The organism is Mesorhizobium sp. 2RAF45, assembly GCF_052115225.1.
GTDB lineage: Bacteria > Pseudomonadota > Alphaproteobacteria > Rhizobiales > Rhizobiaceae > Mesorhizobium > Mesorhizobium jarvisii.
On sequence record NZ_JBFRGG010000002.1, the window covers coordinates 344,394 to 361,932 of the forward strand.

26 protein-coding genes and 2 pseudogenes are annotated in these 17,539 nt (G+C 61.8%); 19 read left to right on the top strand and 9 right to left on the bottom strand.

Annotated elements, in window-relative coordinates; translation table 11 throughout:
• Window positions 1-16: 16 nt before the first annotated feature.
• The 3 genes from AB4Z43_RS06495 (at window position 17) to AB4Z43_RS06505 (ending at window position 1,227) form a co-directional block, all read left to right on the top strand.
• Complete coding sequence (locus AB4Z43_RS06495) at window positions 17-199, top strand: hypothetical protein (protein WP_032920719.1); 183 nt, start codon at window positions 17-19, stop codon at window positions 197-199.
• A gap of 160 nt (window positions 200-359) precedes the next feature.
• Window positions 360-782 carry a VOC family protein gene (locus tag AB4Z43_RS06500; protein WP_019860613.1) on the top strand — a complete coding sequence of 141 codons (423 nt, stop codon included), beginning with the start codon at window positions 360-362 and terminating at the stop codon, window positions 780-782.
• A 91-nt stretch (window positions 783-873) separates the two neighbouring features.
• Window positions 874-1,227, top strand: coding sequence for a DUF1428 domain-containing protein (locus tag AB4Z43_RS06505; protein WP_038649055.1), 354 nt, complete (start codon window positions 874-876; stop codon window positions 1,225-1,227).
• 144 nt (window positions 1,228-1,371) lie between these two features.
• Here the strand turns inward: AB4Z43_RS06505 and AB4Z43_RS06510 are convergent, their stop codons facing one another.
• Window positions 1,372-3,006, bottom strand: a complete 1,635-nt coding sequence (locus AB4Z43_RS06510) for a tetratricopeptide repeat-containing sulfotransferase family protein (RefSeq protein ID WP_441936574.1) — start codon at window positions 3,004-3,006, stop codon at window positions 1,372-1,374.
• A gap of 186 nt (window positions 3,007-3,192) precedes the next feature.
• Window positions 3,193-3,417 carry a hypothetical protein gene (locus AB4Z43_RS06515; protein WP_019860617.1) on the bottom strand — a complete coding sequence of 75 codons (225 nt, stop codon included), beginning with the start codon at window positions 3,415-3,417 and terminating at the stop codon, window positions 3,193-3,195.
• Between the two features lie 323 nt (window positions 3,418-3,740).
• On the opposite strand from AB4Z43_RS06515, the gene AB4Z43_RS06520 reads away from it, so the two are divergent.
• From AB4Z43_RS06520 to AB4Z43_RS06545, 6 genes and pseudogenes are all read left to right on the top strand, one after another.
• The gene (locus tag AB4Z43_RS06520) at window positions 3,741-3,947 is read left to right on the top strand and encodes a cold-shock protein (protein ID WP_010911078.1); all 207 of its coding nucleotides are present in this window, start codon (window positions 3,741-3,743) and stop codon (window positions 3,945-3,947) included.
• A 168-nt stretch (window positions 3,948-4,115) separates the two neighbouring features.
• Window positions 4,116-4,385 (top strand): hypothetical protein, encoded by a 270-nt coding sequence (locus AB4Z43_RS06525; protein ID WP_199644013.1) that lies wholly within the window; start codon window positions 4,116-4,118, stop codon window positions 4,383-4,385.
• On the top strand, window positions 4,382-4,648 hold the full coding sequence (locus AB4Z43_RS06530; protein ID WP_441936577.1) for a hypothetical protein: 267 nt from the start codon (window positions 4,382-4,384) through the stop codon (window positions 4,646-4,648). Before AB4Z43_RS06525 ends, AB4Z43_RS06530 begins: the two co-directional genes overlap by 4 nt.
• A gap of 39 nt (window positions 4,649-4,687) precedes the next feature.
• Window positions 4,688-4,825 (top strand): hypothetical protein, encoded by a 138-nt coding sequence (locus AB4Z43_RS06535; RefSeq protein WP_019860621.1) that lies wholly within the window; start codon window positions 4,688-4,690, stop codon window positions 4,823-4,825.
• A gap of 94 nt (window positions 4,826-4,919) precedes the next feature.
• Entirely contained in the window at window positions 4,920-5,138 is a 219-nt protein-coding gene (locus AB4Z43_RS06540; protein ID WP_441936579.1) for a hypothetical protein, read from the top strand.
• Between the two features lie 67 nt (window positions 5,139-5,205).
• Window positions 5,206-5,847: pseudogene (locus tag AB4Z43_RS06545) on the top strand (EAL domain-containing protein); the annotation flags it as partial.
• Window positions 5,848-5,900: 53 nt separating this feature from the next.
• On the opposite strand, the gene AB4Z43_RS06550 reads toward AB4Z43_RS06545, so the two are convergent.
• Window positions 5,901-6,311, bottom strand: coding sequence for a Kazal-type serine protease inhibitor family protein (locus tag AB4Z43_RS06550; RefSeq protein WP_027047293.1), 411 nt, complete (start codon window positions 6,309-6,311; stop codon window positions 5,901-5,903).
• Between the two features lie 496 nt (window positions 6,312-6,807).
• On the opposite strand from AB4Z43_RS06550, the gene AB4Z43_RS06555 reads away from it, so the two are divergent.
• The 3 genes from AB4Z43_RS06555 to AB4Z43_RS06565 all read left to right on the top strand — a co-directional run bounded on the left by AB4Z43_RS06555 (window position 6,808) and on the right by AB4Z43_RS06565 (window position 8,178).
• Window positions 6,808-7,020, top strand: a complete 213-nt coding sequence (locus tag AB4Z43_RS06555) for a cold-shock protein (RefSeq protein ID WP_006202520.1) — start codon at window positions 6,808-6,810, stop codon at window positions 7,018-7,020.
• A 324-nt stretch (window positions 7,021-7,344) separates the two neighbouring features.
• On the top strand, window positions 7,345-7,557 hold the full coding sequence (locus AB4Z43_RS06560) for a cold-shock protein (protein WP_008877668.1): 213 nt from the start codon (window positions 7,345-7,347) through the stop codon (window positions 7,555-7,557).
• Window positions 7,558-7,734: 177 nt separating this feature from the next.
• On the top strand, window positions 7,735-8,178 hold the full coding sequence (locus tag AB4Z43_RS06565; RefSeq protein WP_441936585.1) for a BA14K family protein: 444 nt from the start codon (window positions 7,735-7,737) through the stop codon (window positions 8,176-8,178).
• An 88-nt stretch (window positions 8,179-8,266) separates the two neighbouring features.
• On the opposite strand, the gene AB4Z43_RS06570 is transcribed toward AB4Z43_RS06565, so the two are convergent.
• The 3 genes from AB4Z43_RS06570 to AB4Z43_RS06580 form a co-directional block, all read right to left on the bottom strand.
• Window positions 8,267-8,905 (bottom strand): MBL fold metallo-hydrolase, encoded by a 639-nt coding sequence (locus AB4Z43_RS06570; RefSeq protein WP_027047294.1) that lies wholly within the window; start codon window positions 8,903-8,905, stop codon window positions 8,267-8,269.
• Window positions 8,906-9,046: 141 nt separating this feature from the next.
• Window positions 9,047-9,358 (bottom strand): hypothetical protein, encoded by a 312-nt coding sequence (locus AB4Z43_RS06575; RefSeq protein WP_019860630.1) that lies wholly within the window; start codon window positions 9,356-9,358, stop codon window positions 9,047-9,049.
• Window positions 9,359-9,503: 145 nt separating this feature from the next.
• Window positions 9,504-10,397, bottom strand: coding sequence for a branched-chain amino acid aminotransferase (locus AB4Z43_RS06580; RefSeq protein WP_019860631.1), 894 nt, complete (start codon window positions 10,395-10,397; stop codon window positions 9,504-9,506).
• A gap of 261 nt (window positions 10,398-10,658) precedes the next feature.
• Here AB4Z43_RS06580 and AB4Z43_RS06585 point away from each other — a divergent pair, with 261 nt between their 5' ends.
• From AB4Z43_RS06585 to AB4Z43_RS06600, 4 genes are all read left to right on the top strand, one after another.
• Window positions 10,659-11,192 (top strand): MarR family winged helix-turn-helix transcriptional regulator, encoded by a 534-nt coding sequence (locus tag AB4Z43_RS06585; RefSeq protein ID WP_027047295.1) that lies wholly within the window; start codon window positions 10,659-10,661, stop codon window positions 11,190-11,192.
• The gene (locus tag AB4Z43_RS06590; protein ID WP_019860633.1) at window positions 11,179-11,898 is read left to right on the top strand and encodes a response regulator; all 720 of its coding nucleotides are present in this window, start codon (window positions 11,179-11,181) and stop codon (window positions 11,896-11,898) included. The genes AB4Z43_RS06585 and AB4Z43_RS06590 overlap by 14 nt, the downstream gene beginning before the upstream one ends.
• A gap of 148 nt (window positions 11,899-12,046) precedes the next feature.
• The gene (locus tag AB4Z43_RS06595; RefSeq protein ID WP_441936588.1) at window positions 12,047-13,462 is read left to right on the top strand and encodes an ATP-binding protein; all 1,416 of its coding nucleotides are present in this window, start codon (window positions 12,047-12,049) and stop codon (window positions 13,460-13,462) included.
• Between the two features lie 255 nt (window positions 13,463-13,717).
• On the top strand, window positions 13,718-14,740 hold the full coding sequence (locus AB4Z43_RS06600; RefSeq protein WP_038649071.1) for a glycosyltransferase family 4 protein: 1,023 nt from the start codon (window positions 13,718-13,720) through the stop codon (window positions 14,738-14,740).
• A 181-nt stretch (window positions 14,741-14,921) separates the two neighbouring features.
• On the opposite strand, the gene AB4Z43_RS06605 is transcribed toward AB4Z43_RS06600, so the two are convergent.
• From AB4Z43_RS06605 to AB4Z43_RS06615, 3 genes are all read right to left on the bottom strand, one after another.
• Window positions 14,922-15,281: a tRNA-binding protein gene (locus AB4Z43_RS06605; protein WP_038649074.1), complete on the bottom strand. Its 360-nt coding sequence runs from the start codon at window positions 15,279-15,281 to the stop codon at window positions 14,922-14,924.
• A gap of 25 nt (window positions 15,282-15,306) precedes the next feature.
• Window positions 15,307-15,807 carry a YbjN domain-containing protein gene (locus AB4Z43_RS06610; protein WP_013893499.1) on the bottom strand — a complete coding sequence of 167 codons (501 nt, stop codon included), beginning with the start codon at window positions 15,805-15,807 and terminating at the stop codon, window positions 15,307-15,309.
• A 344-nt stretch (window positions 15,808-16,151) separates the two neighbouring features.
• Window positions 16,152-16,454: an accessory factor UbiK family protein gene (locus AB4Z43_RS06615; protein ID WP_019860641.1), complete on the bottom strand. Its 303-nt coding sequence runs from the start codon at window positions 16,452-16,454 to the stop codon at window positions 16,152-16,154.
• 170 nt (window positions 16,455-16,624) lie between these two features.
• Here AB4Z43_RS06615 and AB4Z43_RS06620 point away from each other — a divergent pair, with 170 nt between their 5' ends.
• The 3 genes and pseudogenes from AB4Z43_RS06620 to AB4Z43_RS06630 all read left to right on the top strand — a co-directional run bounded on the left by AB4Z43_RS06620 (window position 16,625) and on the right by AB4Z43_RS06630 (window position 17,520).
• Window positions 16,625-16,885 (top strand): type II toxin-antitoxin system ParD family antitoxin, encoded by a 261-nt coding sequence (locus tag AB4Z43_RS06620; protein WP_019860642.1) that lies wholly within the window; start codon window positions 16,625-16,627, stop codon window positions 16,883-16,885.
• Window positions 16,882-17,184 (top strand): annotated as a pseudogene (locus AB4Z43_RS06625) (type II toxin-antitoxin system RelE/ParE family toxin). The gene AB4Z43_RS06620 and the pseudogene AB4Z43_RS06625 overlap by 4 nt, the downstream one beginning before the upstream one ends.
• A 102-nt stretch (window positions 17,185-17,286) precedes the next feature.
• On the top strand, window positions 17,287-17,520 hold the full coding sequence (locus tag AB4Z43_RS06630) for a BrnA antitoxin family protein (RefSeq protein ID WP_019860643.1): 234 nt from the start codon (window positions 17,287-17,289) through the stop codon (window positions 17,518-17,520).
• Window positions 17,521-17,539: the final 19 nt, after the last annotated feature.

Genomic DNA, 17,539 nt, shown 5'->3' on the forward strand with positions numbered 1-17,539 from the left:
CCAGGGAGAGAACATCATGTCGGTCCTTTCATCCATCGGTCGCATCGCAACCCAATATGCGGCAGCACGTGCCCGCCATCGCAGTGAGCGCATCCTGCTCTCGCTGCCAGCCGAATTGCGCAAGGACATCGGCTTCCCGGAACTCTTTGACGCGCAGAACAGCCGCCGTGCAACAACCTTCTCGGCCAAGGTCATATGACCGCGACCAGCCTGTCCATGCGATTGCCCCTCAAACTCGCCGGCTGCCCGGTCCGTCCGGGCCCGGCCCGCAAAAAAAATTGCGCGGCCATGTAGGATTGCCGTCACCTCGTGCGTCCTGTGGTTCGCTAGGCCAAGCCGAACGCAAAGAGGAGCGAGACATGACTGACCAGACCCCCATTCAGCCCAGGGCAGAAGTGCTCGGCGGATTGACGCCTTATCTGCAGGTGGACGGCGCCTTCAAGGCCGCCGATTTCTACAAGAAGGCCTTTGGCGCCAAGCAGGTCTTTGCCTACCCGGCCGACGAGCAGGGCCGTACCATGCACATTCATCTCCACGTCAACGGCTCGACGCTGATGCTTTGCGATGCCTATCCCGAGCACGGCCATCCGCATAAGGCGGCGCAGGGCTACACGCTGCAGCTCCATCTCGACGATGGCGACATCGAGACCTGGTGGCAGCGCGCCGTCGACGCCGGCTGCGAAGTGGTCACGCCGCTGCAGGTGATGTTCTGGGGCGACCGCTGGGGCCAGCTGAATGATCCGTTCGGCGTCGCCTGGGCGATGAACGCGCCGGTGAAGTAGCGAGCAGGCGTCGCCCGCCAGGGTTGATGCGCTCACCGCGCCGGGTCGCATCCCCGCCGACCCGGCGCTCGTTTTCAGCAAAGGAGTTCACATGTCCTATGTCGACGGTTTCGTGCTTGCCGTGCCAAAGGCCAAACTCGACGACTACAAGAAGCTGGCCAACCTCGCAGGCCCCATTTGGATGGAACACGGCGCGCTCGCCTATGTCGAATGCATCGGCGACGACGTGCCCCATGGCGAACTGACCTCGTTTCCGCGTGCCGTTCAGGCAAAGGACGACGAGATCGTCGTCTTCGCCTGGGCGCTCTATGAATCCAGGCAGAGCCGCGACGCGGTTATGGCCAAGGTGATGGCCGATCCGCGTTTGACACCCGATTTGGGACCCATGCCCTTCGATATGAAGCGCATGATCTTCGGCGGCTTCCAGCCCTTCATCGAGCTTTGAATTGCTCTGCCCCAAGATTGGTTGAGATTGAGGTCAGGCCGAGCCGAGAATGGTGGTTTCCGAGAACCGGAACGGAACGTACTTAAGTACGTGAGTACCGGAAGCGCAGGGAACCGCCGTTCGCAGGCCGGCCTCACCTCAATCTCAGTCCAGCTTGTCGAGCAGCGGCTTCAGCCGGTCCCCATAGCGCTTCCACAGGTCGACCGAGCCTTGATACATCGGCTGGCGCACCTGCGCGGCGGAAGCCGTGCGCACCGGCCGGTCGGTCTCGTGGAACGACAGCACGGCATCGTTCCACGGCAGGCCGAGATACTCGATCAGCGCCCGGCTCTGCCCTTCCTGGTCGGCGACGAAATCCTCGTAGCGCACATCATGCACGACGCCGGGCAGCACCTTGTGCCAATGCGCCATGATGTCGGTGTAGAGATTGTGGAAGTCGGCGAGCTCGCCGAGATCGTAGCCGTAGCGGTGGCTGTCGCCGCGGAAATGCACCTTGTAGATCGACAGGCAGGTTGCCGCCGCATCGCGGGCGCAGTGGATGATCTTGGCCTTCGGCATCATCATGTGGATGAAGCCGACAAGCAGGAAGTTGCCCGGCATCTTGTCGGTGACGTGGCTGATATGCGGATAGCGGGCATGCAGCATGTCGAGATAGGCCTGGCCCGCCTCGGCGAAATCCGCATCGTCCGTATCCTTTACGCCCCACGGAAAGCCACCCGGCATGGTCGCTGGGAACTGCTTGCCGACCGCGTTCTTCAGGATGCTGAGCTCGCCCGCGCCATAGACCTGCGGATGGCTGGCGATGATCTGCTCGACCAGCGTCGTGCCCGAACGCGGCATGCCGACGACGAAGATCGGCGCGTCATCGGTGATCGGGCTCGGTCTGTGCCTTTCGAAGAAGCCGGCATCGAACACCGTCTTCATCGCCGCGAATTCCTCGCGCGTCCTGACGGGATCATAGTTGATCCCCTTGCGGCGAATGGCGTTGCCTTCGGCAAAATAGTCGAAGGCCTTCTCATAGTCCTTCAGATCGTCATTGGCCTTGCCGAGGCCGAACGACAGTTGCATGCGCGCCAGGCTGTCTTGCGGCGCCTTGGCGTGCTGGGCTTCCATGCCGGACAATTCGGCGTCGCGCTCCTTCTGGCGCTTGACCTGCGTCAGCATCAGCCACGCCGTTGCCATGCCCGGGTTGACCGCCAGCGCCTGCCGGAACAGCTCGGCCGCCTCGTCGAGCTTGCCCTTTTCCATCATTCCGACGCCCAGCCCATGCAGCAGGTCGGCATCCTTGGGGCGGATGGTCAGTGACTCGCGGAAGACAGCCAGCGCCTCGTCCAGCCGTCCGGCTTCCTGCAGGGTTTCGGCAAGCCCGATGCGGGCGCGCACATGGAAGGGATTGCGAACGACCGTGCCGCGATAGATCTCTTCGGCCTCCTCGAACCGGCCGAGCTGCTTCAGCGACGAGCCGAGATTGTCGCGCGCGGCGAGCTGCTCCGGCCGCAGATCCACCGCGCCGCGGAAAAAGTCGATTGCCGCGGCCACGCGGCCGAGATCGCGCATCACCGTACCGAAATTGTTGAGGAAATCGGCATTCGTCGGCTGCAGGCTCACCGACCGCTCGATGAGATCCAACCCTTCTTCGCTGCGCCCGGTCTGGTGCAGCAGCAGCCCCAGGAAATGCGCGGCCGCCGCGTGTTTGGGCTGGCGCGCCAAGACTTGCCGGTAGATCGATTCTGCCTCTTGCCGGCGCCCGGCCTGGTGCAGTTGCAGGGCCTGCTGCACATACTGGTCGAGACCCAGCGGCGGCTGTCCGCCCGCGCCTGGCCTGGTTCCCGCACCCGCCGCTCGTCTTTGATCTCTGTTAATGGGAAACCTGCCGTGTTTGTCCGCCTGCCGCGATCTAGGCCATTGGCGCTGCAGGTTCAAGTCTTCGCGGGCTTCCGAGCTCTTTTGGGATGCCTTGAGCGATTAGATCAGGCGGTTGGTCTCGGCAACCTGCCTCGCCCGCCTCACCGTGCCATCGGTATCGGAGATCGTCCGCCTTGCCGCCTCATCGCTTCTGATCGTCAGCCGTGCCGACTTGACGATCATCGGCTGGCCGGTCGGGCCAACGGCAATGGCGTGGATGGCGATTGGCTTGATGATCGGATTGACCGCGACGGTCTTCCCCCTTGAGCCTCTTGTGGAAACCATGGTTTTATCCTCGTTCCGGAGTAAATAAAAAATACCGAGCCGGAGAAAAATTCCGACACGCTCTCAAGAATTTTTTAGAAATATGCTGAACCATAGCAGAAATATCGGAGCGCCTATAGCCATCTATTTTTCACTTTGAGCGGGTTTAATTTCCAAATCGTCTTGAATATCCGCGCCAATCGATCTACATAAGATGGATCGTTTTGGCCAGAATTGGCATCTCGCGGCGTCAGAGGTTCTCGACCCGCCAATCTCATTCCAAATCGTCGATGACGCACGGCACATTCGCCCTGCGACGATCTTTCAATCCGCGAAAGACAGATATGACCACGGGAATCGTGAAATTCTACAATGGCCAGAAGGGTTTTGGCTTCATTCAACCAGCTGACGGCGGCAAGGACGTTTTCGTCCATGTCAGTGCGCTGGAGCGCGCCGGCTTTCCCGGCCTCGCCGAAGGCCAGAAGCTGCAGTTCGACCTGGAGCGTGACGGCAAGGGCCGCGAGTCGGCCGCCAATCTGCAACTGATCTGATCCGGCCGAATTCGATGAACGCTGACCACGGATGTACTGGCAGCTCTCGAAAGCGGCTTATTTCCAGCGATGGCCGGAAATAGAAAAGCGGGGCTCGTCCCCGCTTTTTTGCGTTCAGGCCGCTGTTTTTACGTGACGCCCAAGGCGTCAACCAACAAGGCCAGGACAATGCCGGACCGCACCACCCATTCCATCGCCCATTTCACGGCATCCTTCATGCTCGGAGGCCTGGAAGGACCGTTGCCGGCCGGCGACTACGACATCGATCATGATGAAGAGCTGATCGAGGGCATGTCACGCATCGCCTGGCGCCGCGTCGCCACCTTCATCCACCTGCCGGCAAGGGCGGTAAAGAACCCCACGACCAGCCAGCTTGTCGCCATCGACCACCTCGAACTCGAATCCGCGCTGAAGCGCGACCGGGAGAATGCAGCATGATCCGTTTCCAGCAGAATGCGCGTCCGCGCAACGACACGCCCTCGCACCTTTTCGCCATCGGCCAGACGGTGCGCATGAAGAGCCGCACCGGCCTCGTCCAGAAGACGGCGGAACTGTTCGAGATCAAGAGCAGGCTGCCGGTCAAGGACGGCTCGCCGCAATACCGTATCCGCAGTGAGCAGGAGACCCACGAGCGGGTCACCACGGAAGACAATCTCGAACCGGCCGACAATCCGGCTGTCGCCAACAATCCAGCGGCCTGAGATCCCGAACCGCCAACCAAAACGCACAAGGAGCAGTCCATGTCCAAAGGTCAACAGCGAAGCAATCGCGAAGCGCGCAAGCCGAAGAAGGACAAGGTCCTGGCCAAGCCCGCCTCCCCGTTCGGTTCGGCGGTCAAACAGGCGGAGAGCGGCCTGAAGCCGAAGTCCAAGGGCTGACAGCCTTGGGATGCTTCGCATGCGCCCCATCCCCTGCCTGGGCAGGCGATGAACTGACAACAGGCCCATGCCAAGTCCTGCCACGGAGGCTTGCTTGAACTTCGTCATCGAGTTCTACCGGTCACGCGACGCCGAGGAGGCAACGCTCGACAAGGTGTCGCTGGAAGCGCCGACCTTGCGCGCCGCCCTGCAGGGCGCCGCAGCGCTCTTCCACACGCTCGCGATGCCGCAAATCCCTGACCGTGTACGCATTTCCGATGAGCACGGCAGCGAGCTCTATGCCGGGCCGGCCGATGGGGCGTATCCATCCTAGCCGGCTGTCGAAGAAGCCGTGCTTGCCGCGGGGCCATTAAAGTTCGTGTAAGGACGAGACAATAAGATCCCTGGTCCAGCCCGATCATTTCATTCCACTTGCCGAAGAGAGCGGACTGATCACGGCGATCACCGATCAGGTCATTGCGCTCGTCGTGTCCGACCTCAACAGCCTTCTGGTTGCCGATCGCTCCCTTCATATCGCCATCAACCTCAGCGCCGCCGACGTCGGCACGGAGCGGGTTCTGCCGGTTATCGCAAGGGCATTGCAGCATACGGGAATCCAGCCAAGACAGATCTGGCTCGAGGCAACGGAGCGCGGCTTCGTGGATATCGAGGCGGCGCGATCGACGCTCACGCGTGCCCGCGAACTTGGCCATGCGGTGGCGATCGACGATTTCGGCACCGGCTATTCCAGCCTGTTCTATCTCGAAGGGCTGCCGCTGGATGCGCTCAAGATCGACAAGTCGTTCATCAACACGATCAGCACGAATTCCGCCACCAGTTCGGTCACGCCGCACATTATCGAGATGGCCAAGACGCTGAAGCTGAAGATTGTCGCCGAAGGCGTCGAAATGCAGGCCCAGGCCGACTACCTCTTGGAACGCGATGTCGACTATGGCCAGGGCTGGCTATTCGCCAGGCCCATGCCCGCAGCCGACTTCATTGCCTATTGCCGCCGGGCGAAAGTGCCGTCTGGCAAGGTCTAACTCTTGTTCTAAGCAGCATCCACCTTCTCCCGGGAGAAGGCGGACCTGCCCTCTCAGCACGGGCCATCGCCGACGATGCGGTAGTCCGCGGCGCGGGCTTCGCAGGCATTGGGAAAGCTGCGCATCTCGCCATGGCGGCGGGCGCAGACGGGCGCGTATTCGCGGGTGCAGAACGTCTGCTCTTCGCCACCACCATCGCCGCCGTCGCCGCGGCAGGGGCCGTCGCGCACGATGCGGTAGCCGGCGCGGTCGGCAAGGCAGGCATTGGCGAAGGTCTGGCGGTCGCCGCCGCGCCGGGCACAAACGGGCTCGTATTGCCTGGTGCAGAATTCCGGTTCGGGACGCGGCGGCCGCGGGCGTGGTCCTGGCCCATCATCGACGACCACGGTGCAGGCGGCCAGAAGCGCCGACAGGAACAGGACGGCAAACCCTTGCCGCGAAAAAACCGACGCCAGGAATTTCATGCTGATTTCTCCCTCGATCCCATCCCCGATCACGATCCTCGCCATTCCCCCTGTCAAATGCAACCCTGTCGGATGCAACCGCGTTCGCGGGGGCGGAAACGGCCATGGCCGGCATCCGCCGGCAACACTGGCCCATGCGCGATCCTCTCTGTGGGTCAATGACCGGCCCGGCAACGAGGCCTATTTGCGGCCCGTCGACGCTCAGATCGGTCGATTCTTGCGTCGGGATGCGCTCTGTGTGGCGGCCCGCGGCGCTATCTTGCAACCTTCACGTTTCCGTGCGATAAATTCCGTGTTCGGGCATTTGCGACCCGGAGAGCGGAACGTTTTGGACGACCTTTCCCCGATACTGTGAATCTCTGACGGCCCCGTTTTTCGGCGGGGGGTTTGACCATGCGCCAATGCATGACTGCCGAAAGCAACCACCGGGAACTGCCCTCGACGCCAGGTGGCGGGCAGGACCACCAAAGACTGAACGGGTGAAGGAGTTTCCCCAATGGCCCAGACCGGCACCGTTAAATTCTTCAACGCGACCAAAGGCTTCGGTTTCATCACGCCCGACGGCGGCGCCAAGGACGTGTTCGTCCATATTTCCGCGATCGAGGCATCGGGCCTGCGCACGCTCGTCGACGGCCAGAAGGTCACCTTCGACGTCGAGCCGGACCGCATGGGCAAAGGCCCGAAGGCGGTCAACCTCCGCGCTGCCTGAACCATCGGCGCCGCGCGTCCCTGACGGCGGGCGAACGAGGGTTTGAAGCTTGCCCAGCCTGTGGGCATGCAGACAGATTTTTTAAAAAGGCGCGGCGATTTTCGTCGCGCCTTTTTCATGTCCGTGGCGCAGCATAAGTGCATGTCGGCCAGAAGTGGATCCTGCTCCGTGTCAACGACATGCATCATAACAAGGGCTTAAAGCTGACGCGCTTTAAGTGCCCACAAAACTTTCTCTTGCCGATGACGCTAAAATAAAGGACAAATTTCCTCTCGGGCATTTGCCGGCCCGAGACTGGAGTTTATGGGATCAAAGGAGCTTCCCATGCCGCAGACCGGCACCGTCAAATTCTTCAATCATGCCAAAGGCTTCGGCTTCATCACGCCGGACGATGGCGCGAAGGATGTCTTCGTCCATATTTCGGCCGTGCAGGCGTCGGGTCTTCCCGGTCTCGAAGATGGGCAGAAAGTAACATTCGACACCGAGCCGGACAAGCGCGGCAAGGGACCCAAGGCCGTCAACCTGTCGGTCGGCTGAGACTGTCGGCTCCAGCAGCGCAGCCAGCTCGATCAGAGCCTGGTTTTTGACGCCTCTCTTGGATCGGCAGGTCGAAATCCGTTCAGCCTCCGTTCAGCCACGGTCGCATATTAGTCTTGGGTAAAGCCGGACCGCATCCCCTGCAAAACTGCACGGCCCGGTACGAAGGAGACCAAGATGAACAGAATTTTCAAGACAGCCGTGCTGTCCGCCGCCATGGCGGCCACCATGCTTGTGGCCTTGCCCGCGGCCAAGGCCGATGAATGGCGCCATCACCGCCACCACGGCAATGGCGACGCCATTGCCGCCGGTGTGCTTGGCCTCGCCGCCGGCGCCCTGATCGGTGGCGCACTGGCCAATGACCAGCCACCGCCTGATGCTAACCGCTACTACGATGACGGCTACTACAATGACGGTTACTACGATCGTGACGTGCGGATCCGCCCGGCACCGGTTCGCCGCTACTTTGTCGAACCGCGGGTGGTCTATGCGAATCGCTATGCCGAGCCGTGGACGCGTGACTGGTACGAATACTGCTCGGACCGCTATCGCAGCTTCAACTCCCGCACCGGCACCTTCACCGGCAATGACGGCGAGCAGCATTTTTGCACTGCAAACTGAGGCTTCCCTGCCCCAAACAAAAGAGCGCTGACCGCAAGGCCAGCGCTCCTTTGTTTTGACTCTACGACCTCGAGTGGAGGCGCTGATCTCAGACCAGGAACGGATTGGTCCGCCGCTCCTCGCCAAAACGGCCGCCAGGGCCGTGGCCGCAGATGAAGCCGATATCGTCGCCGAGCGGCAAGAGCTTGTCCTTGATCGAGGCGATCAGCGTTGCGTGGTCACCGCCGGGCAGGTCGGTGCGACCGACCGAGCCACGAAACAGCACATCGCCGACATGGGCGAACTTGGCCGCGCGGTTGTAATAGACGACGTGGCCGGGCGCATGGCCCGGGCAATGCAGCACCTCGAATACGTGGCCGCCGAACGACACGGTCTCACCTTCGGTGAGGAACCGGTCGGGCACGCAGTTGCGCGCGCCGGCAATACCGTAGAGCCTGCCCTGTTTCTCCAGATTGTCGAGCAAAGGCTTGTCGGCTGCATGCGGGCCGATGATGTCGAGGCCGAGCGCTTCCTTCAGCTCCATGGCGCCGCCGGCATGGTCGATATGGCCGTGCGTGATCCAGATCGCCTCGGCTGTGATCGCATTGTCCTTCAGCACCGCCAGCACCTTGTCGATGTCGCCGCCCGGATCGACGACGACGCCGTGCTTGTCGTCCATGTCAAACAGGATGGTGCAGTTCTGCTGAAACGGTGTGACCGGCACGATGCCGGCATTGAGCTGACCCATGATCGTCCTTTCGATGTTCACGCGGTGATGTAGAGGCGCGAATGAAGGGCGTCCACCCTCGAAAGACGAACAGTCAGTCGTTGCACAAACAGAAATGGGCGGCCGAAGCCGCCCATTTGAACAAACCCGAGACCGTCAGACTTACTTCTTCATGGCGCCCATGACGGCGCCGATGATGCCGGTCAGGATCGCGCCGCCGCCGGCGCCACCGATGATGTTGTCGAGGTTGAGCGCACTGCCGAGACCGCTCGTCGCTGCAGCAGCCGCCGCCGGATCGACCGCGCCGTGGCCAAGCAGGCTGCCGAGGATTGCCGCGCCGCCGACGCCGCCAATGGCGCCACCCAGAATCTTGGGAAGCTGGCCCATCGCCGCGTTCTTGAGTGCAACACCGACCGCCTGACCACCGATGATACCCGTAATCACCTGTACAATGATCGGAAGAAGCGTTTCCATATGATTAGTCCCTCCATAGCTGCCAGCCTCCCGGGCCGACACCATCATGAGACGCCGAATTGACTGAAAGTCAAATGCAGAAACGCTGAAATAAAAGGGGCGGCCCGAAAACCACCCCTGCTTGCGCGAAAAGCTGTGACTATCGTTATTCTGCGGCGATCGCGTGCTTCGGCTGAACCGCGGCAGAATAGTCATTCATGAGATTCTTGGCGATTTCGCCAACCTCGAATCGGTAAGGTCCGACCTCCGAAACCGGCGTTACTTCCGCCGCTGTTCCGGTCAGGAAGCATTGTTCGAAGCCTTCGAGTTCTTCCGGCAGGATGGCGCGTTCGATCACTTCCAGGCCACGGTCCCTGGCGAGCCCAATGACCGTGCGGCGGGTGATGCCGTCGAGGAAGCAATCGGGCTTGGGTGTATGGATCTTGCCGTCCTTGACGAAGAAGATGTTGGCGCCGGTTGCCTCGGCGACCTGGCCGCGCCAGTCGAGCATCATGGCGTCGGCATAGCCTTTTGCTTCGGCGGCGTGCTTGGACATGGTGCAGATCATGTAAAGGCCGGCGGCCTTCGACTTCGACGGCGCCGTGCGCGGGTCGGGCCGGCGCCATTCCGCGACATCGAGGCGGATGCCCTTCAGCTTCTGCGCCGGATCGAAATAGCTCGGCCACTGCCAGATGGCGATGGCGACGTTGATGCGGTTGTTCTGCGCCGAAACGCCCATCTGCTCGCTGCCGCGCCAGGCGATCGGCCGGACATAGGCGTCCTGGAACCCTTGCTTCTTCAACAGCGTGGTCGAGGCGTCGTTGAGCTCGGCGACCGAATAGGGAATCTTGAAGCCGAGCAGGCGCGCCGATTCATGCAGGCGCTCGGTGTGCTCGTTGAGCTTGAAGATCTCGCCGCCATAGGCGCGCTCGCCCTCGAAGACTGCGCTGGCGTAGTGCAGACCGTGGGTCAGAACATGGATCTTGGCGTCGCCCCACGCAACGAATTCGCCATTCATCCAGATGAAGCCGTCCAGTTGATCGAAGGGAACGGATGCCATGGTAACCTCCCGCGGGTCGCGGCCCGCATATCCTTAGTGTCGTAGCGTGTTCTTTTTGGCCGCGCCGTGTGATTGGAGACGCCGGCCGGTGTTGCGAAGCGTAGGCGGATAATCGCGCTCTGGCAAACTCAGGAAGTTCCGGAAAAACCGGCCTGCCTTGCCTTTTCGTTCGCAATCCGCCCAAAAGCTTGTCAAAAATTACCATTGCAGGGAAATTACGTCAATAGTACTGACATAATCTCCCGTTCCCATGGAGAAATGATGACGGATCGAAGCCCAGCCGCCGGAAAGCCGATCAGGACCGCGATGTCAATCGAGGACGGCATAGACTTCGCCATCATCGAACTGTTCTTCTTTGCCTATCGCGACTTCACCTCCGATCCCGATCAGATCCTGGCTGACTATGGCTTCGGTCGCGCCCACCATAGGGTGCTGCATTTCGTCAACCGCCGGCCGGGCCTGACGGTCGCCGAACTGCTCGACGTGCTGAAGATCACCAAGCAGAGCCTGGCGCGCGTGCTCAAGCAGCTCATCGACACCGACCATGTCGTGCAATTGCAAGGTCCGCGCGACCGCCGCCAGCGCGAACTCTATCCCACCGCCAAGGGCCGCGCGCTGGCGCTGGCCCTGGCGCGGCCACAGTCACGCCGCATCCGTGCTGCATTGGAAGATTCCGGCGCCACCGAACGGGCCTTGGTGGAACGCTTCCTCGAAGCGATGGTCAATCCGGAACTGAGAGCTCAGATCGACGTTGGGTCCGCAAAAATGTCAGGAAAAAGCCATGGAGAGCACTGAGAGGGTCGATCAGGCGGCCGCACCGGACGACGACGCGCCGCATCTGCTTGTGGTCGACGACGACACCCGCATCCGCAATCTTCTCAAACAGTATCTGACTGAAAACGGCTTTCGCGTCACCGTCGCCGGCAATGCCGGCGAGGCCAGGCGCAAGCTCGCCGGCCTCGACTTCGACCTGCTTGTGCTCGACGTCATGATGCCCGGCGAAAGCGGCGTCGATCTCACCAAATCGCTGCGCGCCGAAAAGAACGTGCCGATCCTGATGCTGACCGCGCTTTCGGAAACCGACAGCCGCATCTTGGGGCTCGAGGCCGGCGCCGACGACTATCTGCCAAAACCCTTCGACCCGCGGGAACTGATCCTGCGCATCAACAACATCCTGCGCCGCGGCGGCCCGGCGACCACGCCCAAGGTCGAACAGCTGGTCTTCGGCCCCTACACGTTCCAGATCGCCAGGCGTGAACTGAAGCGCGGCGGCGAGGCGCTGAAACTGACCGACCGCGAGCAGGAGATCCTGGCCATCTTTGCCGCGCGGGCCGGCGAGACCATCCCGCGCCACGAACTGGTCGGCGACGATTCGGAGGTCGGCGAGCGCACCATCGACGTGCAGATCAACCGGCTGCGCCGCAAGATCGAGCGCGATCCGTCCAATCCTGTCTGGCTGCAGACCGTGCGCGGTATTGGGTATCGGCTCAGCGTGGAATAGAATACCGGCCGCTGCTCTGGAGCATGATCCCGAAAAGTGGGAACCGGTTTTCGGAAAAGATTATGCTCCAACAAAGAGTTAGATCAGGAAGACGATTTAACGGAATCGTCTTCCTGGTCGAGGGCCGCGGGCGAAATGAAAAGAGCCAATGGCAACGACGGAACTGGAAGGGCCGGGACCTGACGGCTTGAGCGCACGCGCTACGCGAACGCTCAAGGCGGTGCCGCGCATCTGGAACCGCTTCTGGCGGCTCGTTTCGCTTTACATGCCCAAGCGCCTTTACGCGCGCTCGCTGATCATCGTCATCGCGCCGATGATCCTGCTGCAATCGGTGGTCGCCTTCGTCTTCATGGAGCGCCATTGGGCAACGGTGACGCAGCGCCTGTCGCAGGCCACCGTGCGCGACATCGCCGCCATCATCGACCTGATCGAGACCTATCCGCACGACGCCGACTACGCCAACGTCATCCGCATCGCCCAGGACCGCATGCAGCTGAAGGTTGACCTGTTGCCGCCGGATCCCTTGCCGCCGCCCGGTCCCAAACCGTTCTTCTCGATCCTCGACGACGTTCTCTCGTCCGAGATCACCCGCCAGATCAACCGGCCGTTCTGGATCGACACGGTCGGCAATTCCAACATCGTCGAGGTGCGCCTCCAGCTCGAGAACAAGGTGCTGCGCGTCTTCGTGCGCCGCAGCCAGGCCTATGCCTCCAACACCCACATCTTCCTGATCTGGATGGTCGGCACCTCGCTGGTGCTGCTGATGATCGCCATCCCCTTCCTGCGCAACCAGATCCGACCGATCCTGACGCTTGCCGAGGCCGCCGAAAGCTTCGGCAAGGGCCGGCCGATGCCGCGCGATTTTCGCCCGCGCGGCGCCGAGGAGGTGCGCCGCGCCGGCTTTGCCTTCATCCAGATGCGCGAGCGCATCGAGCGCCAGATCGACCAGCGCACCGCCATGCTGACCGGCGTCAGCCATGATCTCAGGACCATCCTCACCCGCTTCAAGCTGCAGCTGGCGCTGGCCGGCGGCAAGGCCGAGACCAAGGCGGCGCTCAACCAGGACATCGACGACATGCAGTCGATGCTGGAAGGCTATCTCGCCTTTGCCCGCGGCGAAGCCTCGGAGGACCCGGGACGTTTCGATCTCGAAGCCTATTTCCAGAAGCTCAGCGACGAGGCCGCCTTGCGCAAATGCAAGCTGTCGACGACGCTTTCCGGTGATCCGACCGTGCATGTGCGGCCGAACGCCTTCGCGCGGCTGTTGTCCAACGTCATCGGCAATGCCTTCCGCTATGCCAAGACGGTGGAGGTCAGCGCCGATCACAGCCGTGGCTCGCTCGTGGTCACCGTCGACGACAATGGTCCCGGCATTCCGGCCGACAGGCGCGAGGACGTGTTCAAACCCTTCGTGCGGCTCGACGAAGCCCGCAACCTCGATGCCAGCGGCACAGGGCTCGGCCTGTCGATCGCCCGCGACATCGCCCGCAGCCATGGCGGCGACATCACCCTCGACGACAGCCCGCTCGGCGGCCTGCGCGCGGTGATCAAGGTTCCAGCCTAGGCGGAGCATGATCCCGAAAAGTGGAAACCGGTTTTCGGATAAGATCATGCTCCCAGAAGGACTGCTTCATCCGCCCGTCATGAAATCATGGTGAAGAGCGCGCATGAAACGCGCGACTTCACTTGATTCGGCCTTGCCGCCTCGCTTCGATCCCGTCCCCGCCCGGGTGCGCTGGAGCGAAGCGAGGGCTGGCGGCTGGTCGCCGTTCCGGCATCGTCTCAAGGCAACCGTCGACCTTTCCAGCAAAGGGCCGCCATGCGCATATTGATGGTCACCGACGCCTGGCGCCCGCAGGTCAACGGCGTCGTCCACACGCTGGAGCGGCTCACCGAAACGCTGAAGTCCTTCGACGTCGCGGTGGATTTCCTGACACCCAACATCTTTCGCACGCTCCCCCTGCCGACCTACCCCGACATCAGGCTGGCGCTGACCACGCCAGGCCATGTCGCGCGCCTGATCGACGCCTACAAGGCCGACCATATCCACATCGTCACCGAAGGGCCGCTCGGCATCATGGCGCGGCGCTATTGCCGCAATGCCGGCCGGCCGTTCACCACCAGCTATCACACGCGCTTTCCCGAATATCTCAGCGCCCGCCTGCCGGTGCCGGAAAGCTGGGCCTATCGCTGGCTGCGCGACTTCCACAATTCCGGCCAGGGCACGCTGGTCGCCACCCAGTCGCTCGCCGATGACCTTTCGGCGCGCGGCTTCAACAAGCTGAGGCCATGGACGCGCGGCGTCGACACCGACCATTTCCGCCCGGACAAGCGCAAGGACCTCGGCCTCCCCGGCCCGGTGTTCCTCTGCGTCGGCCGCGTCGCCATCGAGAAGAACCTCTCCGCCTTCCTCGACCTCGACCTGCCCGGCAGCAAGGTGATCGTCGGCGAAGGTCCGGAGCTTGCCAAGCTCAAGTCCCGCTACCCCAACGCGCATTTCCTCGGCCATCGTCCCAATGACGAGTTGGCGGAGATCTATGCCTCGGCCGATGTCTTCGTCTTCCCCAGCCGCACCGACACCTTCGGCAATGTCATCATCGAGGCGCTGGCCAGCGGCACGCCGGTCGCCGCCTATCCGGTGACCGGGCCAATCGACATTGTCGGCGACGGCTTTGGCGGCGCGGTCTCCAACGATTTGCGCGAAGCCGCGCTCGCCGCGCTCGGGGTCGACCGTGCGCAGGCACGAGAACGCGCCATGCGCTACAGCTGGAAAGCCTGTGCGGAAATGTTTCTCGACACGGTCGAGGAAGCGCTCGGCAGGACGCGCAAGCTGGCGGCCTAAGGACATCGCGGCCTGGGATGTGTTGAGATTCAGGTCAGGCCGAGCCGAGATTGGTGCTCTCCGGGAACCGGGGACGAGCGTACTTTTGGTACGTGAGCTCAGTTCTACTGCGACGCAGTAGAACGGGGAAGCGCAGGAGACCGCCGTTCGCAGGTCGGCATCACCTGAATATCAACGCATCCTAAAACAGCCGCCCGCCGTCCGGCACCTTGCGCTCGATGGCGCCAAGCACCACGGCGCCCTCCTCATCGGGAAAACCCAGCGTCAGCACTTCCGACATGAACGGCCCGATTTGGCGCGGCGGAAAATTGACCACGGCGAACACCTGCCGGCCGACCAGCGTCTCCGGCGCATAGTATTTGGTGATCTGCGCCGACGATTTCTTGATGCCGATGTGGGGTCCGAAATCGATCTTAAGCTTGAAGGCAGGCTTGCGCGCTTCCGGAAACGGTTCGGCCTCGACGATCGTGCCGGCGCGGATGTCGACACGATCGAAATCGGCAAAACTGATCTCAGGCTTACGCTCGCTGCTCGAACTCATCTCGTCTTGTCTGCCTCGCCGCCGCTCAAGCGTTGCCGTAGGTCTCGAACAGCACGCCGGCCAGCGCATCCTTGGCCGAGGTTCCCGACCAGACGACGAACTGGAAAGCCTGGAAATAGCATTCGCAGGCTTCCAGCGCCGAGGACAAAAGCACCTCCACCTGCTGGCTCGACGGCTCGACCCCGCCGGCCAAAAGCAGCGACTGACGGAACATGATCGCGCCTTCCTGCTCCCAGAGGTCGAAATGCCCGAACAGCATCTGCTCGTTGATCAGCGACAACAGCCGCATCACTTCCAGCGCCCGGGTCTCCGGCACCTTGATATCGAAGGCGCAGGCCAGATGCAGCGCCTCGAAATCCTCCATCCAGGAGAAGGAGACGTGATAGTCGGTCCAGCTGCCTGCGACCGAGATCGAAATTTCATCGTCGCCGGCCCGTTCGAAGGACCAGTCATTGTTGTGGGCCACCTGCTCGATAACATCCACCGGATGGATTTCGCGGGAGAATTCGAGTTCGAGAAGTTCCATGGAATGCTTCCTGTCGTTCTGAGGAGCGCCGCCACACGCTCCGCGGGAGGGCACACACAACGAACAATCTGATCTAGAACTCGGACGGCCAGGACTTTCTTCGCGCCAAAGACTACTTCTCGACGCAAAGACCCCAGACCGGACCCCACCGCCCGGCCGCATGACCCTGCTCCGAATCATGCAACAAATTCAGTCTATTGATCGGGAGTCGCGTGAACAGCCCAATTTTTCGCACTGCGTCATTCGCATGTGGAAAGGCGCTGTCACAAAGATTCATGCAATGCCGTTAAGCGATTCACGGCAAAGCGATTTTCAGGATCGGACTATGTGGAAAAGTTTAACGATTATTTTTTTGCGCGGGGCTTCGCCGCCGCCGCTGGTGCGGCATCGCCGGCGAATTCGGCGAGCTTGGCCTCGAGCGCTTCGATGCGGGCGGCAAGCCTTGCATTCTCGTCCCTGGCCTTGGCGGCCATCTCGCGCGCGGCCTCGAATTCCTCGCGCTGCACCACGTCCATCGAATTGAGGATGCGCTCCGCCTGGCCCTTGAAGGCGGTCTCGACCTCGCGGCGCACGCCCTGCGCGGCACCCGCTGCATCAGTCATCAGCTTGGCGAATTCATCGAGAATGCGGTTCGGTCCGGTCGACATGGCAAATCCTCGCTTTGCTCGAAATGACGTAGTGGCGCGGAGCGCCGAATGCAAGAACGTTGAGGGCCGGTGCGGCATCAAGTCGGATCCCTCACCAAATCACTGGCAAAATCACTGGCAAACTCGATCAATAACTATTATTGTTCTAGGATGTTTTTAGGAGCGCCGTCATGGCCATCAGCGCAGACTTGGGCAGCCGTCTCGAAGATGTCGTGAACCAGCTCGTCAGCACGGGCCGCTACAATTCGAAGAGCGAAGTGCTGCGTGAGGGCGTTCGCCTCGTCGAAGAGCGGGAGAAGCGCCTCGCCGCCCTCGATGCAGCCCTCACCAAAGGCATCGCAGATGCCAATGCAGGCAGAGTTAAGCCTGGTGACGAGGTACTGAACAGGCTTGAAGCCAAATACAGGGCAATGGCAGAGAAGACCAAGTGAGGCAATTGGTCTTCACAGATCAAGCCGAGGCAGACCTTGAAGCCATTGGTGATTACATCGCGCTCAACAGTCCATTCCGGGCCATAACGTTTATCCAGGAATTGCGCCGCGATTGTATGGAGCCGTGCACCATGCCGGAGCGCTATCCGCTCCTTGAGCGGCATTGATCGCCAGGCATCCGGCGACGCGTCCACGGCAACTATCTGATTTTCTATCGCGTTGGCACCGACACAGTGGAGGTACTGCACATAATACATGGTGCGATGGACATCGAGACGATCTTGTTTCCGGAAAATTGACAACATGAAGGCGCACTATACGGGCTGGCGCTAAGTCGCCTATTGTGGCGTTTTCATCGCGACTTCCGCCAAGCACGAGTCACCTCCAGTCAGGGTCACCCAATGGCAACGCCCCCACGCCGACCGACAAATCCGTTCGCGGCCGCCGAAGCGGCCTTCAAGCCGGTCAAGAAACCGGCAGCGCCCGTTCGCGAACCCTCGACCGCCCCGAATGTGCGCGAGCTTGTTTCGATCCGCATCGACCGGGCCGTGCTCGACCATTTCCAGGAAGACGGTCCAGGCTGGCAGGACAGGATCAACGACGCATTGCGGCAATGGGTGGCCGCAAAGGGTTGAGCGCACCACCCCCACGGCG

Excerpts from the sequence above, each read along its gene's own strand:
- AB4Z43_RS06620 (WP_019860642.1), top strand. The coding sequence starts at position 16,625 with ATGGCCATCAGCGCAGACTTGGGCAGCCGTCTCGAAGATGTCGTGAAC.
- AB4Z43_RS06580 (WP_019860631.1), bottom strand. The coding sequence starts at position 10,397 with ATGGCATCCGTTCCCTTCGATCAACTGGACGGCTTCATCTGGATGAAT.
- AB4Z43_RS06550 (WP_027047293.1), bottom strand. The coding sequence starts at position 6,311 with ATGAAATTCCTGGCGTCGGTTTTTTCGCGGCAAGGGTTTGCCGTCCTG.
- AB4Z43_RS06565 (WP_441936585.1), top strand. The coding sequence starts at position 7,735 with ATGAACAGAATTTTCAAGACAGCCGTGCTGTCCGCCGCCATGGCGGCC.
- AB4Z43_RS06505 (WP_038649055.1), top strand. The coding sequence starts at position 874 with ATGTCCTATGTCGACGGTTTCGTGCTTGCCGTGCCAAAGGCCAAACTC.
- AB4Z43_RS06500 (WP_019860613.1), top strand. The coding sequence starts at position 360 with ATGACTGACCAGACCCCCATTCAGCCCAGGGCAGAAGTGCTCGGCGGA.
- AB4Z43_RS06630 (WP_019860643.1), top strand. The coding sequence starts at position 17,287 with ATGGCAACGCCCCCACGCCGACCGACAAATCCGTTCGCGGCCGCCGAA.
- AB4Z43_RS06585 (WP_027047295.1), top strand. The coding sequence starts at position 10,659 with ATGACGGATCGAAGCCCAGCCGCCGGAAAGCCGATCAGGACCGCGATG.
- AB4Z43_RS06615 (WP_019860641.1), bottom strand. The coding sequence starts at position 16,454 with ATGTCGACCGGACCGAACCGCATTCTCGATGAATTCGCCAAGCTGATG.
- AB4Z43_RS06590 (WP_019860633.1), top strand. The coding sequence starts at position 11,179 with ATGGAGAGCACTGAGAGGGTCGATCAGGCGGCCGCACCGGACGACGAC.
- AB4Z43_RS06595 (WP_441936588.1), top strand. The coding sequence starts at position 12,047 with ATGGCAACGACGGAACTGGAAGGGCCGGGACCTGACGGCTTGAGCGCA.
- AB4Z43_RS06605 (WP_038649074.1), bottom strand. The coding sequence starts at position 15,281 with ATGAGTTCGAGCAGCGAGCGTAAGCCTGAGATCAGTTTTGCCGATTTC.
- AB4Z43_RS06515 (WP_019860617.1), bottom strand. The coding sequence starts at position 3,417 with ATGGTTTCCACAAGAGGCTCAAGGGGGAAGACCGTCGCGGTCAATCCG.
- AB4Z43_RS06495 (WP_032920719.1), top strand. The coding sequence starts at position 17 with ATGTCGGTCCTTTCATCCATCGGTCGCATCGCAACCCAATATGCGGCA.
- AB4Z43_RS06530 (WP_441936577.1), top strand. The coding sequence starts at position 4,382 with ATGATCCGTTTCCAGCAGAATGCGCGTCCGCGCAACGACACGCCCTCG.
- AB4Z43_RS06610 (WP_013893499.1), bottom strand. The coding sequence starts at position 15,807 with ATGGAACTTCTCGAACTCGAATTCTCCCGCGAAATCCATCCGGTGGAT.
- AB4Z43_RS06600 (WP_038649071.1), top strand. The coding sequence starts at position 13,718 with ATGCGCATATTGATGGTCACCGACGCCTGGCGCCCGCAGGTCAACGGC.
- AB4Z43_RS06575 (WP_019860630.1), bottom strand. The coding sequence starts at position 9,358 with ATGGAAACGCTTCTTCCGATCATTGTACAGGTGATTACGGGTATCATC.
- AB4Z43_RS06535 (WP_019860621.1), top strand. The coding sequence starts at position 4,688 with ATGTCCAAAGGTCAACAGCGAAGCAATCGCGAAGCGCGCAAGCCGAAG.
- AB4Z43_RS06520 (WP_010911078.1), top strand. The coding sequence starts at position 3,741 with ATGACCACGGGAATCGTGAAATTCTACAATGGCCAGAAGGGTTTTGGC.
- AB4Z43_RS06570 (WP_027047294.1), bottom strand. The coding sequence starts at position 8,905 with ATGGGTCAGCTCAATGCCGGCATCGTGCCGGTCACACCGTTTCAGCAG.
- AB4Z43_RS06555 (WP_006202520.1), top strand. The coding sequence starts at position 6,808 with ATGGCCCAGACCGGCACCGTTAAATTCTTCAACGCGACCAAAGGCTTC.
- AB4Z43_RS06560 (WP_008877668.1), top strand. The coding sequence starts at position 7,345 with ATGCCGCAGACCGGCACCGTCAAATTCTTCAATCATGCCAAAGGCTTC.
- AB4Z43_RS06525 (WP_199644013.1), top strand. The coding sequence starts at position 4,116 with ATGCCGGACCGCACCACCCATTCCATCGCCCATTTCACGGCATCCTTC.